The following is a 14,062-nucleotide window of genomic DNA, read 5'->3' on the forward strand; positions in this document are numbered from 1 at the left end:
CCACCGTAAAACCGACAGTCCAGACTGTCCAGTTTCAGGTGGGCAGTTGTCTTGTGAAGTTGTCTGGGCGGGCCTGACCGCCTCGTGCTGGGCCCGGGCCTGGGCGAAACGTGGATGCGCCGGGCGGGCGGTGGCGGCAGGATGCCCGGGGTGACCGATCAGCCGAACCGGACCAGCCCGCTCCCGCCCGCCTCCGTCCTCGCTGCCTTCGGCGTACGGGGCGATCCTGTCCCGCTGCCCGGGGGTCAGGGGCGGAGCGTGCGCGTCGACGGATACGTGTTCAAGCCCGCCGGTCCGGACGAGGACGAGTCGGAGTGGGCGGCCTCCCTGCTGGAGAGCCTGTCGCCCGGCGAGGGATTCCGCGTGCCCCCGCCCCTGCGGACGGCGCAGGGGCACAGCGTCGTGGACGGCTGGACCGCCGCCCGGTTCCTGCCGGGAGAGCCGGGTCCGCAGGGGCACTGGGCGGGGGTGCTCGACGCCGGCCGCGCGTTCCATGCCGCCCTGCGAGGCGCGCCCAGGCCCGCGTTCCTCGACCGGCGTACGCACCCCTGGGCCGTGGCCGACCGCGTCGCGTGGGGCGAACAGGACGTCGAGGTGATCGAGGAACTCGCCGCGCCGTTCGCCACCCTGCTGAGGCTGAGGCGCCCGGTGCCGCAGGACGGGGCGCAACTCGTCCACGGCGACCTCACCGGCAACGTGCTCTTCGCCCCCGGCGAACCGCCCGTGGTGATCGACTTCTCGCCGTACTGGCGGCCGCCGCTGTTCGCCGAGGCCGTCGTGGTCGTGGACGGACTGCTGTGGTTCGACCCCCCGCCCGGGCTGCTGACGAGCGCCTCCGGCCATCCGCACTGGCGGCAGATGCTGATCCGCGCGCTGATCTTCCGGCTCGTGGCATACAGCGGGATCGCGGGCCCCTCGGTCAAGGACCGGGCGCGGGAGCGGGAGCGGTACGTGAGGGCGACCCGTGCCGTGGTGGACCGGCTCCGGCCGGGGACTTCCGGCTGAACGGCCCACCACGGCTGAACGGCTCGGTCTCCGCCCGCACGGGCAAGGGGGCGGGAAGCGGGCGCGGATGATGCTCAGTCACCCGTGCGGCCGGCGGCCTCGTCCCACGCGCAGGAGCGCGCGCGGTCCGGGGCGTGGCGCAGTGGGCCCCGACCGCTCGCGCCACCAGACGTCGAGGCGGCGCCTGGCCCGGCGTCCCAGGGAGTCGTCCTCGCGCAGCACGTGCCCGGCGAAGTCCAGCGCGTCCCGCCGGTAGCCGCCGGTCAGCGGCTTGCGACGGGCGTAGGCGAGGAACGCGGGGCGGTACGCGGGACCGAGGATCACCGGCAGCTCCGGCGCCACCTTCGCGACGACCTCCGCCCGCTTCCCGGCGAGCGCCCGGCTCTGCACGGCCAGCCGCGCGGCGTCGAAGCCCTCCGGGGCGGGCGCGCCGGCCACCAGCGCGGACAGCAACGCGGCCTGGGCGAGGCCGAGTCCGGTGCGCACCGGGTCGGCGACGGCGTCCGGCGCGGCCTCCCGGACGGGGCCCGGTACGGCTCCGGCGACCTTGGCCCGTACCGGTTCCGCGTCCCGCCGCGCCCCCGCGCCCCGCACCGTCTCGCGTATCGCCCGCAGCTCCGCCTCCAGTTCGGCGGGCGGCGGGAACGCGTCGTCCCGCTCCAGGAGGACGCCCGGCGGTTCGGCGCGGGCGCACAGGGCCGCGAGGACGCCGAGGACCTCGGGCGGCACCGGGTGGGCGTGGGTGTCGTGCCACACGCCCTCGCGCAGCACCCCGCCCGCGACGTGGACGTACGCGAGGGCCTCGACGGGCAGTTCGGCCAGGGCCCGCGCGGCGTCCTCGCCCCGGTTGACCTGGTTGGTCCACAGGTTCGCGACGTCGATGAGCAGCCGCACCCCCGTACGCTCCACCAGCTCGTACAGGAACTGCCCCTCCGTCAGCTCCTCCCCGGGCCAGCCGAACAGCGCGGCGATGTTCTCCACGGCGAGCGGCACCGGCAGCGCGTCCTGGGCGATCCGGACGTTCTCGCACAGCACGTCCAGGGCCGCACGGGTACGCGGCACCGGCAGCAGGTGACCGGCCTCCAGCGCGGGCGTCGCCGTACGCGGACCGCCGGCCCTGACGAAGGCGATGTGCTCGGTGACGAGCGGGGAGCCGAGCGTCAGGGCCCGTTCCGCGAGGGCCGCGAGCCGGTGCTCCGCGGGGCGTTCCGCGTCGCCGAGCCCGAGGCCCACCCCGTGCGGGACGACGGTCACCCCGCGGGCGCGCAGCCGCAGCAGGGACTCGGGCAGGTGTCCGGGGCACAGGTTCTCGGCGACGGCCTCGACCCAGTCGACCCCGTCCATCCGCTCCACGGCCTCCGCGATCTCGGGCCGCCACCCGATCCCGGCGCCCAGGCGTGGCGGCCGGGCCCCCGCCCCCGTACGCCGCGCGCTCGCCGCCGCCGTACCCGCTGCCGTCATGTGATCTCCCCCTCTTCGCGCGTGTGCCGCGTGCCCTGGTGATGGCCCCGGCGCGGCCGTCCGAACCCTGTCCGCGCGTTTCCAGAGCTGGATCTGAGCTTCGCGGCACGACGGGACGACCGCCCTAGGGGGAAGGGGTGCGGGTTCACGGGCGTGTTCAGGCGGTCAGCCGCCCCGGACGGGGCATACGCCTTCCCGTACCGATCGTTTGTTCACGTCGTTCGTTCATGGCGCCGCCGCGCGGCCCGGGACGCCAGGGAGGGGCCGGATCACATGACCGCGACTGTCGAACCGCCTTATGCAGCGAGCCGCACCGAGGACGAGGCCGCAGGAGAGGCGGTCACCGAGGACCCCTCCGTGCCGGCCGAGGGCCCCTCCGTGCTGGAGGACCGTGCCCGGCGGGTGCGTCGCCGGCTGGAGCGGCTGCTCGGGATCGCCATGACCGAGGGCAACGGTCTGCGGGTCCTGCGCAACGGCGACGAGATCTTCCCCGCGATGCTCGACGCGATCGCCGGGGCCCGCCACACCGTCGACATGATGACCTTCGTCTACTGGCGCGGGGACATCGCCAGACGCTTCGCCGAGGCGCTCGCGGAGCGGGCCCGGGCCGGGGTCCGGGTGCGGCTGCTGCTCGACGGCTTCGGCTGCCGCACCATCGAACCCCGGCTGCTGGACCTCATGGAACGCGCGGGCGTCGTCATCTCCTGGTTCCGCAAGCCGCTGCTGATCTCGCCGCTCAAGCAGAACCACCGCTGCCACCGCAAGGCCCTCGTCATCGACGAGAGACTCGCCTTCACCGGGGGCGTCGGCATCGCCGAGGAGTGGTGCGGCGACGCGCGCGACGAGCACGAGTGGCGCGACACCCACGTCGAGGTGCGCGGCCCGGCCGTCGACGGCACCGCCGCCGCGTTCGCGCAGAACTGGGCCGAGTGCAACCCGGAACTCTTCGACGACCGCGACACCTTCGCCCCGCACCGGCCGGCCGGTGACGCGGTCGTGCAGGTGGTGCGCGGATCGGCCGCTTTCGGCTGGCAGGACATGCAGACCCTGCTGCGGGTCACCATGGAGTCGGCCGAGGAGCGCCTGCGGATCTGCACCGCCTACTTCGCGCCCGACGACTACTTCATCGACCTCATGTGCGCGACCGCCCGGCGCGGGGTGGAGGTCGAACTGCTCCAGCCCGGCGCGTACACCGACAAGCGGGTGTGCCAGCTCGCCGGGCAGCGCCACTACGAGCAGCTGCTCGACGCCGGGGTGCGCATCTGGCAGTACCAGCCCACCATGATGCACGCGAAGATCATCACGATGGACCGGGTGCTGTCCCTCGTCGGCTCCGTCAACCTCAACCGGCGCTCCCTCGAACACGACGAGGAGATCATGCTCGCGGCCCTCGACCCCGCCCTCACCGCGACCCTCGACGCGCACTACACCGAGGACGTCGCGCGCAGCGAGCGGATGCGCGCCGCCCGCTGGAGCCGCCGCTCCCCGGTCCAGCGCACCCGTGAGGCACTGATGCGGCCCATCGCCCGCTACCTGTGAGGCCCTGACGGCGGCTCCCCGGGGGAGCCCTCAGCTCCGCGGCAGTCCCAGCCGCCGCCGCAGGACGGGCAGGTCCGCGAGCGCGGTACGCGAGTTGGGCGCGACCTCGGTGAAACCGGCGTCCGTCACCACGGGCAGCCCGCTCCCGGCCAGCGCGTCCCAGCGCTCCGGCTCGGCGACCCGTACGGCCAGCGGGAAACCGGCCGCCCGCCACGCGGCGCGCTCCTCGCCGCCCAGCTCCCACCAGGCGAGCTGGGCGGCGTGCCCGGCCTGCGCCATCGACTTGCCCGCCGACATCGGCACCCCCGGGTTCATCCAGATCACCGGGGCGTCCCGGTCCACGGCGGCGGGCGGCTCGGAGTCCTCCAGTTCGGTGCCGGAGACCTGGAGCTTCGCGAGGTCCTTCGGCCACGCGTCGACCGGGACCGGCGGGTACACCCGCACCTCGGCCGACTTCCCGGCCAGCGTGATCCCCGGCAGCTCCTGGGCGCGCCGCCACTCGGCGCCCCGGGCCCGCCGTACGACCTTGCGGATCCGGGCGTCCTGCCAGTCCCGTACCGCGCGGGCCCACTCGCCCTCGTCCGGGGCGGCGCCGAGGGAGCGCGGGTCGGACAGGAGCGACAGCACGGCCCGCGCCGCCGTCTCCAGCGCGTCGGTCCGGCCGGGAGGCGCGGACTTCTCCAGGCGCACGACGAGGGGGAGGACGAACTGCGGGGCCTCGTCCCGCGCGCTGCGCCCGTCCCGGAAGGGGCTGTCGGCCGACTCGTCCGCAGGACGGTCGAAGGAGGGGAGGCCGGTCTCGGTCGGAGGAAGGTCGCTGCTGCTCACGCCTCAAGTCTGCCAGCCGCCGTCTTCCGGCCTCTTGGCGCGGGCGCCGGCACCCGGTGAGGATGAGCGCATGAAAAGCGATCTCTTCGCCGCCGAGTACCTCGCGCAGGCCGCCCCCGCCCCCGGAATGACCCTGGAGAACCCCAAGGCGATCAAGTACGCGGTGCGGGGCGAGATGCTCGCGCGCCAGGGCGCGATGATCGCCTTCCGCGGAGACCTCCAGTTCGAGCGCAAGGGGCAGGGCATCGGCGGACTGCTCAAGCGCGCCGTGACCGGCGAGGGCCTGCCGCTCATGGCGGTGCGGGGCCAGGGCGAGGCGTGGTTCGCGCACGAGGCGGCGAACTGCTTCGTCGTCGAACTGGAGGGCGGCGACCAGTTCACCGTCAACGGCCGCAACGTCCTGTGCTTCGACGCGACGCTGTCGTACGAGATCCGGACGGTGAAGGGCGCGGGCATGACCGGCGGCGGACTGTTCAACAGCCTGTTCTCCGGCCACGGGAAGCTCGGCCTGGTCTGCGAGGGCCACCCGATCGTGATCCCGGTGACCGACCGGGACCCGGTGTACGTCGACACCGACGCGGTCGTCGGCTGGAGCGCGCACCTCGCCACGTCCCTGCACCGTTCGCAGAGCGTCGGCTCGATGCTGCGGGGCGGCTCCGGCGAGGCCGTGCAGCTCAAGCTGAGCGGCGAGGGCTTCGTCATCGTCCGCCCGAGCGAACTCACCCCGGAGAAGAACAAGGCGAACTGAGGAAGTGACGGGACGGCCCCGCCCCCGTCCTCGGCCCCCGCCCCTCATTCCCCGGGGTCCTCCCCGACGAGGCCGTCCACGGCCTCCCGCAGCAGGTCGGCGTGGCCGAGGTGGCGCGCGTACTCCTCGATCAGGTCCGTCAGGACGCGCCGCAGGCTCGGCGACTCGCCGGACCGCGTCACGTACCGGCCGAGCTGTCCGAGCCCGCCGTGCGTCAGGGCCTCGTCGACCACCGCACGCGAGCGGTCCGCCGCCGCCCGCCACAGCGCCATGAGTTCCTCCGGGGTGTCCCCGGCGGCCGAACGCCACTCCCAGTCGGGTTCGGCGTCCCAGTCCACCGCGTCCCACGGCGGACCCGGCTTCCGCGCGAGCAGCAGACGCGCGAAATGCGTGTCCTCGACGAGCGCCAGGTGCTTGAGCAGCCCGCCCAGCGTCATCGTGGACGGAGCGAGCCGGGCCCGCAGACCCGCCGCGTCCAGGCCGCCGCACTTCCATGCGATGTACGCGCGCTGCTGCTCCAGGGACCCGAGGAGAGTCGCGGTCTCGTCGCCCGCGAGGGGCGGCTCGGCGGGACGGGGGACGAGGGTGCCGCTCGCCGCGAGCAGGGTGTGATCACTCATGGCCGCACGCTAGGACCCTTTCCGGACAGTCCGCTTCCGCAATAGTCTGCGGTTCCCCATCACCGGAGCACGCCCTTGGAGAGCGCCGTGACGGCGAGCGAGACGAGCCCCACCGCCAGGGCCCTGCTGACTCTTGAGCTCATCCAGAACAGCCCCGGCATCACCGCGCGGCGGCTCGCGGACCGGCTCGGGGTCTCCGAGCGGGCCGCCCGCCGCTACACCGCGATCCTGCGCGAGGCGGGTGTGCCCCTCGACGCGGAGCGCGGCCCCTACGGCGGCTACCGCGTGGGCCGGGGAGCGCGCCCCGCGCCCCTGAGCCTCACCACGGACGAGGCGCTCGCCCTCGTCATGGCGGCCCGGCAGAGCAGACCGGCGGCGGACGGGCCGCCCGGCGCCGTGGACAGCGCCCTCGGCAAACTCGTCCGCGTGCTGCCGGCCCGGGTCGCCGCGCCCGCCGAGGCGCTGCTCGCCGTGCGGGGTCCCGCCCCGCGCACCCCGGACCCGGCGCCCGGCACGGCCGCGCTCCTCGTCGGCGCGTGCGCCGAGGGACACCGGCTGAGCCTGGGCTACCGCACCGGTCCGGGACGGGAACGCCGCATGGAGGTCGACCCGTGGGCCGTCGTCGTACGCGAGGGCCTCTGGTACCTCGTGTGCTGGTCGCACACCCGGAACGCGCGAAGGGTCCTGCGGGTGGACCGGGTCCTCACCGTCGACGTCCTCCCGGACACCTTCGGCCCGCCCGCTGGACTCGATCCGGTACGGACCCTGGAGGAGCACCTCGCCGCCGGCTGGGCGCACCCGGTGGACGTCGTGATCGACGCGCCGCCCGAGGCGGTCGCCGAGTGGCTGCCGCGCAGTCTTGGCGCCCTCGAACCGCACGGTGCACGCGGTACGCGGCTGGTCGCGAGTACCGAGGAACCCGACTGGTACGCGCGTCAGCTCACCGCGTTGCGGGCCCCCTTCCACGTCCGCGACGGCGCCGGGCTGCGGGCCGCGGTGGACGCCCTGGGCCGTCGGCTGCGGGAGGCGGCGGCGCCCGGCGCGCGGGGCTGAGTGGTGCGCTCACACCCGGCGCGCGGGGCTGAGCGGTGCGCTCAGCCCGAACAGGCGCCGCGCTGGGCCTCCTGCCACGCGCACACCGGGCACAGCGTGACGCCCTTGTACGACTCCGGGTACTCGCTCGGCTCCCGGCACAGCACGCACTCGGCTCGCGGCTCGTCCGCGCCCCGCGCCGGGGCCTGCGGGGTGGGCGGGAGGGCGGCCGGTGCGCAGTACTCGCCGGTCTCGGACGCGGAGGGCTCAGCCATGTCCTCCAGGGTAGTGCGGCGCGCGGCGGCGCCCAGGATGCTCCTATGGATGTCAGTCCTCTCCCACGAGCCCCTTCGCGTCGCGGGCGAGCGCGGTGAGCCGGGAGATCGCCCGGAAGTACTTCTTGCGGTACCCGCCGTTCAGCATCTCCTCGCTGAACAACTGGTCGAAGGGCAGCCCCGAGGCGAGCACCGGCACCTCGCGGTCGTACAGCCGGTCCGCGAGCACCACCAGACGCAGCGCCGTCGACTGGTCCGGGACCGGTCCCACCCCGGTGAGGCATACGGCCGACAGGCCCTCGGTCAGCGCCCCGTACCGGCTCGGGTGGACCCGTGCGAGGTGGCCGAGCAGCTCGGGGAACGCGTCGAGGCTCGCGCCGGGCGTCGCGTGGGCGGCGCGCGTCACCCGCTCCTCGGCGAACGGGGCGGGCGCCTCGGGAAGCCCCCGGTGCCGGTAGTCCTGGCCGTCGATGCGCAGCGGGCGGAAATGCGCCGACAGGCCCTGGATCTCGCGCAGGAAGTCCGCCGCGGCGAACCGCCCCTCGCCGAGCTTGCCCGGCAGCGTGTTGGAGGTCGCCGCGAGCGCGACGCCCGCCTCGACCAGCCTCCCGAGCAGCGAGGACACGAGCACCGTGTCACCGGGATCGTCGAGTTCGAACTCGTCGATGCACAGCAGCCGGTGGCCGCTGAGCGTGCGCACCGTCTCCTGGAAGCCGAGCGCCCCCACGAGGTTCGTCAGTTCCACGAAGGTGCCGAACGCCTTGGCCTCGGGGGCGGCGGGCGTCGCGTGCCACAGCGAGGCGAGCAGGTGGGTCTTGCCGACGCCGTACCCGCCGTCGAGGTAGACGCCGCGCGGCGCGGCCGGTGCCTGCGGCTTGCGCGCGAACCACCTGCGCCTGCCGCCCGCCTCCGGGGCCTCGCCGAGGGAGGCCGCGAAGGCGCTCAGCACCGACACGGCCTCGGTCTGGCTCGGCTGCGCGGGATCGGGCACGTACGTCCCGAAACGCACCGAGTCGAAGCGCGGCGGCGGCACCATCTCCGCGACCAGGCGCTCCGGCGGGACACGGGGCTCGCGCGCGCAGAGGGACAGCGGCTTGGCCCCGGCTATGGGCGTGGAGGCGGAGGAGGTCGACACGAGTGACGAGTTTAGGCGCCGTGCGAGACTGCACCGTATGCGAAGCCTGTTCCCCGTGACCGACGAGAGCGCGGCCGACGCCGACCGGGAGTGGTCCCTCGACGAGCTGGCCGAGGTCTACGCGTACCCCGAGGACCTTCCGGCCGGGACCGGGCTGCTGCGCGCCAACATGGTGTCCACGCTCGACGGCGCCGCCCACCACGAGGGCCGCTCCCAGGGCATCTCGGGCGCCGCCGACATGCGGGTCTTCGGGGTGCTGCGGGCCCTGGCCGACGTGATCGTGGTCGGCGCGGGGACCGTACGGCAGGAGGGGTACCGGCCCGCGAAGGCCCGCGCGGCGTTCGCGGACCGGCGCGCGGCGGCCGGGCAGGCGCCCGCCCCCGCTATCGCGGTGGTCTCCGCCGGACTCGACCTCGACTTCGGCCTCCCGCTGTTCACCTCGCCGCTCGTGCCGACCCTCGTCGTGACCGGCGCCGAGGCGCCCGAGAAGCGGGTACGGGCCGCCGAGGAGGCCGGGGCCGAGGTGCTCTTCGCCGGCACCGGCGCCACGGCCGACCCGGTGCGGCTCCGCCGCGAACTGGCCGCACGCGGACTGACCCGCCAGCTCACCGAGGGCGGCCCCCGGCTGCTCGGCGAGTTCGTCGCCGCCGGGATGCTCGACGAACTGTGCCTGACCGTCTCCCCGACCCTGGCCGCGGGAGACGCGCCCCGCATCGCCTTCGGCCCCGGCCGGGCGGCCCCCGCCGCCCTCGCACCCGTCTCGGTCCTGACCGAGGACGGTTTCCTCTTCACGCGCTACACCAGCCGCTGACCCACGCCGCCGCGTCAGCCGCTGACCCCCGCGGCGTCACCGCCGGCCCGCACCCGGTGACACCCGCTAGACCGGTCCCGGCCGTACCCGGCCGCTCGCGCGTGCCCGGGAGCGGCCCTTCGGCGGATCATGGCGGAATGTGTCGTTCCGTTTGGCTTTCGCTGGGCAGACTTACGTGAGCGGACCCCGACCCGGGGTAGCAGGATGTTCCCGGCCCGGGCCCACCGGCCCGTACAGACCCGGGCCCACCGGCCCGTACAGAGAAGAGGCGCCTGTCGTGTTCACGAGCGTATTGCTGATCGAACAGCCGCTGTCCCCGGTGGACGTCGACTTCGTCACCACCCTGCACGGCGACGAGAAGGTCCGGTTCGCCGTTCTCATGCAGCCCCGGGGAGACCGGGACCGGCTGCTGCGGGCCATCGACGACGTGGCCCTCGGCGAGCTGACCGAGGTGGTCAGGGAGGCGGAGATCCCCGAGGGGGAGTCGGCCGTGCCGCCGGCCAGAATCGCCCTGGAGCACTCGCTGACCGCCCTGCGCGCGGCGGGCGCGCAGGCCGAGGGCCGGGTCGTGGAGAACCATCCGCTGAACGCCCTCACCAAGGCCGTCGCCGAGATCGGCGCCGACGAGGTCATCGTGCTGACCGCCCCGCACTACGTCGAGGAGTTCTTCCACCGCGACTGGGCCTCCCGTGCCCGGCACGAGGTCGGCGTCCCGGTCCTGAAGCTGTACGCGCACAGCGAGGCGTGAGGCGCGCGGAGAGCTCCGGGGAGCCCGGCGGGGCGCGACCCCTTCCGGCCCGCCGCCCGGGGGACGGGGACGCGGGCGGGGCGCGGCTTATGGTGTGGGGGATCAGATCAGCCGTACCCGGGGCCACCGCTCCCGGGCGCACCTCAGCCGTGGAGACGTGACAGATGGCAGCCGGCCTTCCCCCCGCCCTGGACCGACCGCACTTCATCGGCATCGGCGGCGCCGGTATGTCGGGCATCGCGAAGATCCTCGCCCAGCGCGGCGCGGCCGTCGCCGGGAGCGACGCCAGGGAGTCGGCGACCGCCGAGGCGCTGCGGGCGCTCGGCGCGAGCGTCCACATCGGGCACGCCGCCGGCCACCTGGCAAAGGACACGTCGAGCGTGGTCGTCTCCTCGGCGATCCGCCCCGACAACCCCGAACTGGTCCGCGCCGCCGAACTCGGCGTGCCCGTCGTGCACCGCTCCGACGCTCTCGCCGCCCTCATGACGGGCACCCGCCCGCTCGCGGTCGCCGGCACCCACGGCAAGACGACGACGACCTCGATGCTCGCCGTGTCCCTGGGCGCCCTGGGCCTGGACCCCTCGTACGCGATCGGCGGCGACCTCGACGCGCCCGGCTCCAACGCGCACCACGGCGCCGGCGAGATCTTCGTGGCCGAGGCCGACGAGAGCGACCGCAGCTTCCACAAGTACGCCCCCGAGGTCGCCGTCGTCCTCAACGTGGAACTCGACCACCACGCGAACTACGCCTCGATCGAGGAGATCCACGAGTCCTTCGAGATCTTCGCCGGCCGCGTCGTGCCCGGCGGCACCCTCGTGATCTCCGCCGACCAGGACGGCGCCCGCGAGCTGACCTCCCGGCTGCGCGAGCGCGGCGGCGACCTGCGGATCGTGACGTACGGGGAGGCCGAGGACGCCGACGTACGCGTCCTGGCCGTGCACCCGCGCGGACTGCGCAGCGAGGTCACCGCCCGCATGACCGACGGCACCGAGCTGAGCTTCGGCGTCTCGGTGCCGGGCCGCCACTACGCGCTCAACGCGGTCGCCGCGCTCACCGCCGGGGCCGCGCTCGGCATCCCCGCCGCCGAGCTGGCGCCCGCTCTCGCCGCGTACACCGGCGTCAAGCGCCGCCTCCAGCTCAAGGGCGAGGCGGCCGGGGTCCAGGTCATCGACTCGTACGCGCACCACCCGACCGAGATGAACGCCGACCTGGAGGCGATGCGCGGAGCCGCCGAGGGCCACCGCATCCTCGTCGTCTTCCAGCCCCACCTGTTCTCCCGCACCCAGGAGCTGGGCACCGAGATGGGGCAGGCCCTCGCGCTCGCCGACGCCTCCCTGGTCCTCGACATCTACCCGGCCCGCGAGGACCCGCTGCCCGGGATCACCAGCGACCTGATCATCGACGCGGCCCGCCGCGCCCACGCCGACGTCGCCCACGTCGCCGACAAGGCCGCCGTCGCCGAGGCCGTCGCGGGAATGGCGAAGCCCGGTGATCTCGTTCTCACCATGGGGGCGGGCGACGTCACCGAACTGGGCCCGCAGATCCTGGACCGGCTCGCGGCAGCCGGACCGCACAGCGAGCAGTAGGAGGAACACGCGATGGCGTACGAGATCGACAAGCCGGACGAGGAGTGGCGCGCCGAGCTGAACCCGGCGGAGTTCGCGGTACTGCGTCAGGCCGCCACCGAACCGGCCTTCACCGGCGAGTACACCGACACCAAGAGTGAAGGCGTGTACTCCTGCCGGGCCTGCGGCGCGGAGCTGTTCACCTCCGACACGAAATTCGAGTCGCACTGCGGCTGGCCGTCCTTCTTCGACCCGAAGGACACCGACGCCGTCGAGCTGATCCAGGACCGTTCCCACGGCATGGTGCGCACCGAGGTCCGTTGCGCCCGCTGCGGTTCGCACCTCGGCCACGTCTTCGAGGGCGAGGGCTACGCGACCCCGACCGACCAGCGGTACTGCATCAACTCGATCTCCCTGCGGCTGGAGCCGAAGGAGAGCTGAACCACGACGCGCGGGGCCCGGTCCGACGAGGACCGGGCCCTTCGCATGTCCCCGGTCACCCCCGCCCGTCCGTCCCGGGGCGAGGAAGACCCCAGGTCGGGCTGGACTTCGGGGCGATGAGCGCCGAGCCGGCCGCCATGGCCGAGCAGGACGCGCTGATCGCGGCCGGTCTCGCGGAGGAGGCGCGGATCACCCAGCGCTTCCTGGACCACCGGGACACCCTCGATCCCCGGTGGCTCGACGTGGCCCGCCTGGACAACCTGGTCCTGCGGGCCACCCCCGAGGAGGTGGGCGAACTCGCCGACCGGATCACCGCCCTCCTGCGGCCCTACCTGGCCTCGGTACGGCAGGCTCCTCCCGAGGACGCCGAGCTGGGCTACGTGGGGCTGCGCTTCCTGCCCCGGCTCGACTCGGAGGGCGAGCCCCGGTGACCGGCCCCGGCGAAGGGGCGCGTCATCCCTTGCGGGAGGCGCCCTTTGCCCGTCTGTGGGTGTCCGGGCTCCTGACCGAGACCGGCAGATGGGTCCTCCAACTGGCGCTCCCGCTGTACGTGCTGGCGCTGACCCGTTCGCCACTGGTCACCTCGGTCGTGGCGATGCTCGGGCTGCTCCCGAGTCTCGTCGTCGCCCCGCTGGCCGGCGCCCTCGTCGACCGTTTCGACCGGCGCCGCTTCCTGATCGTGGTGAGCCTGGCCCAAGCGGCGGCGCTCACGCCCCTGTTGTGGGTCGAGGACGCGGGCGACCTGTGGAGGGTGTACCTCGTCGCCGGCGCCGAGGCGGTACTGACGATGGCCTTCGAGTCGGTCAAGAACGTGGCGCTGCCGGCCTTCGTCGCCCCGGGACAACTCGTGAGCGCCAACGCCGCGATCGGCCTCAACGCCTCCCTCGGCCGGCTCGTCGGCAGCTCCCTCGGCGGGCTGCTGCTGGGCTGGGCGGGGCTGCGTCTCGTCCTGGGGTCCGCGATGGCCGCGTTCCTGGTCGCCGCCGTCCTGGCGGCGACGATCCCGCGAGCGACGGGAGCGCACGAGCCCGGGGGTGCGGGCCGCGGCGAGCTGTGGCCGGGGCTGCGGGACGCCCTGCGGGCGATCCGGGAGGTCCCGGCGCTGCGCGGCACCTTCCAGTGCGTGGCGCTGCTGTCCCTCGCGCAGGGCATGTTCGTCGTCCTGTTCCTCCTCTTCGTCACCGACCTGCTCGGCGCGGGAGAGGCGGAGGCCGGTCTGCTGCGCGGTGTACAGGCCGTCGGCGGCTTCGCCGGAACGGTGACCGTGGGCGTAGTGACCCGGCGGCTGGGGGCGCCGAGGCTGCTGAGCGTGGGCGTCCTGTGCTTCGGCGCCGTCAGCGCCGTGACCTGGAACCTGTCGCAGGCACCCCTGGGACTCACGGTCTACGCGGCGCTGTTCGCCCTCGCGGGGGTGCCCGCGGTGTGGCTCATGGCGGCCTGGCTCTCCCTCGTCCAGCAGTCCTCGCCGCCGCGCGTACGGGGCCGGGTCATGGCCTGCGTCCTCGGCCTGGCCGACGGCCTCCAGGCGGTGGGCATGCTCGCCGCCGGCCTGCTGACGGGCGTGATGTCACCCCTGGCCGCCCTCGACCTCCAGGCCGCGCTCCTGCTCGCGGCCGGACTGCTCACCCTCCGGACCCTGCCCGCGGGGCGCTCGGGGGCCACCGCCGGCGCCCCGGCTGACGCGAAGGCCGCCGGCCCCGTCCGCCGGGCGGCCGACTGAAGACCGCTCGCGCGGCCCCGTCCGGGCGCGGGACCGGCCCCGGGGGCGGGTCTGCGCGTGGCGGAGAGCCGCCGTTCACCTCGCCGGTCCGTGAGAACGCCGGTGAGACCGTGGCGGCGGGCGCACTGTGCGGG

The 14,062-nt window shown here is 74.5% G+C and carries 15 protein-coding genes; 10 read left to right on the top strand and 5 right to left on the bottom strand.

The annotated features are described in order from the left end of the window. The first annotated feature begins 150 nt into the window (after nucleotides 1–150). Complete coding sequence (locus AB0J21_RS15845; protein WP_363146518.1) at nucleotides 151–1,005, top strand: aminoglycoside phosphotransferase; 855 nt, start codon at nucleotides 151–153, stop codon at nucleotides 1,003–1,005. 78 nt (nucleotides 1,006–1,083) lie between these two features. Here AB0J21_RS15845 and AB0J21_RS15850 read toward each other — a convergent pair whose 3' ends face one another. Next, nucleotides 1,084–2,466 carry a DUF692 domain-containing protein gene (locus AB0J21_RS15850; protein WP_363146519.1) on the bottom strand — a complete coding sequence of 461 codons (1,383 nt, stop codon included), beginning with the start codon at nucleotides 2,464–2,466 and terminating at the stop codon, nucleotides 1,084–1,086. 273 nt (nucleotides 2,467–2,739) lie between these two features. On the opposite strand from AB0J21_RS15850, the gene AB0J21_RS15855 reads away from it, so the two are divergent. Next, nucleotides 2,740–4,005, top strand: a complete 1,266-nt coding sequence (locus AB0J21_RS15855) for a phospholipase D-like domain-containing protein (RefSeq protein WP_363146520.1) — start codon at nucleotides 2,740–2,742, stop codon at nucleotides 4,003–4,005. A 30-nt stretch (nucleotides 4,006–4,035) separates the two neighbouring features. On the opposite strand, the gene AB0J21_RS15860 is transcribed toward AB0J21_RS15855, so the two are convergent. Then, nucleotides 4,036–4,833, bottom strand: a complete 798-nt coding sequence (locus AB0J21_RS15860; RefSeq protein WP_363146521.1) for a peptidyl-tRNA hydrolase — start codon at nucleotides 4,831–4,833, stop codon at nucleotides 4,036–4,038. A 70-nt stretch (nucleotides 4,834–4,903) separates the two neighbouring features. Between AB0J21_RS15860 and AB0J21_RS15865 the strand changes: the two genes are divergently transcribed. Then, on the top strand, nucleotides 4,904–5,581 hold the full coding sequence (locus AB0J21_RS15865; protein WP_363146522.1) for an AIM24 family protein: 678 nt from the start codon (nucleotides 4,904–4,906) through the stop codon (nucleotides 5,579–5,581). A 44-nt stretch (nucleotides 5,582–5,625) separates the two neighbouring features. Here the strand turns inward: AB0J21_RS15865 and AB0J21_RS15870 are convergent, their stop codons facing one another. Next, a complete protein-coding gene (locus AB0J21_RS15870) occupies nucleotides 5,626–6,201 on the bottom strand; it encodes a DinB family protein (protein ID WP_363146523.1) in 576 nt (191 codons plus the stop codon). An 87-nt stretch (nucleotides 6,202–6,288) separates the two neighbouring features. Here AB0J21_RS15870 and AB0J21_RS15875 point away from each other — a divergent pair, with 87 nt between their 5' ends. Beyond that, a complete protein-coding gene (locus AB0J21_RS15875; RefSeq protein ID WP_363146524.1) occupies nucleotides 6,289–7,254 on the top strand; it encodes a WYL domain-containing protein in 966 nt (321 codons plus the stop codon). 41 nt (nucleotides 7,255–7,295) lie between these two features. Here the strand turns inward: AB0J21_RS15875 and AB0J21_RS15880 are convergent, their stop codons facing one another. Further along, entirely contained in the window at nucleotides 7,296–7,508 is a 213-nt protein-coding gene (locus AB0J21_RS15880) for a hypothetical protein (protein WP_363146525.1), read from the bottom strand. A 52-nt stretch (nucleotides 7,509–7,560) separates the two neighbouring features. Further along, nucleotides 7,561–8,643 carry a cell division protein ZapE gene (gene zapE / locus AB0J21_RS15885; protein WP_363146526.1) on the bottom strand — a complete coding sequence of 361 codons (1,083 nt, stop codon included), beginning with the start codon at nucleotides 8,641–8,643 and terminating at the stop codon, nucleotides 7,561–7,563. A 37-nt stretch (nucleotides 8,644–8,680) separates the two neighbouring features. Here zapE and AB0J21_RS15890 point away from each other — a divergent pair, with 37 nt between their 5' ends. The 6 genes from AB0J21_RS15890 (at nucleotide 8,681) to AB0J21_RS15915 (ending at nucleotide 13,928) form a co-directional block, all read left to right on the top strand. After that, the gene (locus AB0J21_RS15890) at nucleotides 8,681–9,454 is read left to right on the top strand and encodes a pyrimidine reductase family protein (RefSeq protein ID WP_363146527.1); all 774 of its coding nucleotides are present in this window, start codon (nucleotides 8,681–8,683) and stop codon (nucleotides 9,452–9,454) included. Between the two features lie 277 nt (nucleotides 9,455–9,731). Next, on the top strand, nucleotides 9,732–10,202 hold the full coding sequence (locus tag AB0J21_RS15895; protein WP_363146528.1) for an indole-3-glycerol phosphate synthase: 471 nt from the start codon (nucleotides 9,732–9,734) through the stop codon (nucleotides 10,200–10,202). Between the two features lie 164 nt (nucleotides 10,203–10,366). Continuing rightward, nucleotides 10,367–11,788, top strand: a complete 1,422-nt coding sequence (gene murC / locus AB0J21_RS15900) for a UDP-N-acetylmuramate--L-alanine ligase (RefSeq protein ID WP_363146530.1) — start codon at nucleotides 10,367–10,369, stop codon at nucleotides 11,786–11,788. A gap of 12 nt (nucleotides 11,789–11,800) precedes the next feature. Further along, a complete protein-coding gene (msrB, locus tag AB0J21_RS15905; protein WP_363146532.1) occupies nucleotides 11,801–12,208 on the top strand; it encodes a peptide-methionine (R)-S-oxide reductase MsrB in 408 nt (135 codons plus the stop codon). A 116-nt stretch (nucleotides 12,209–12,324) separates the two neighbouring features. Beyond that, nucleotides 12,325–12,639, top strand: coding sequence for a hypothetical protein (locus AB0J21_RS15910; protein ID WP_363146533.1), 315 nt, complete (start codon nucleotides 12,325–12,327; stop codon nucleotides 12,637–12,639). After that, the gene (locus AB0J21_RS15915; RefSeq protein ID WP_363146534.1) at nucleotides 12,636–13,928 is read left to right on the top strand and encodes an MFS transporter; all 1,293 of its coding nucleotides are present in this window, start codon (nucleotides 12,636–12,638) and stop codon (nucleotides 13,926–13,928) included. Before AB0J21_RS15910 ends, AB0J21_RS15915 begins: the two co-directional genes overlap by 4 nt. The last annotated feature ends 134 nt before the right edge of the window (nucleotides 13,929–14,062 follow it).

Source organism: Streptomyces sp. NPDC049954 (assembly GCF_040656295.1).
Taxonomy (GTDB): domain Bacteria; phylum Actinomycetota; class Actinomycetes; order Streptomycetales; family Streptomycetaceae; genus Streptomyces.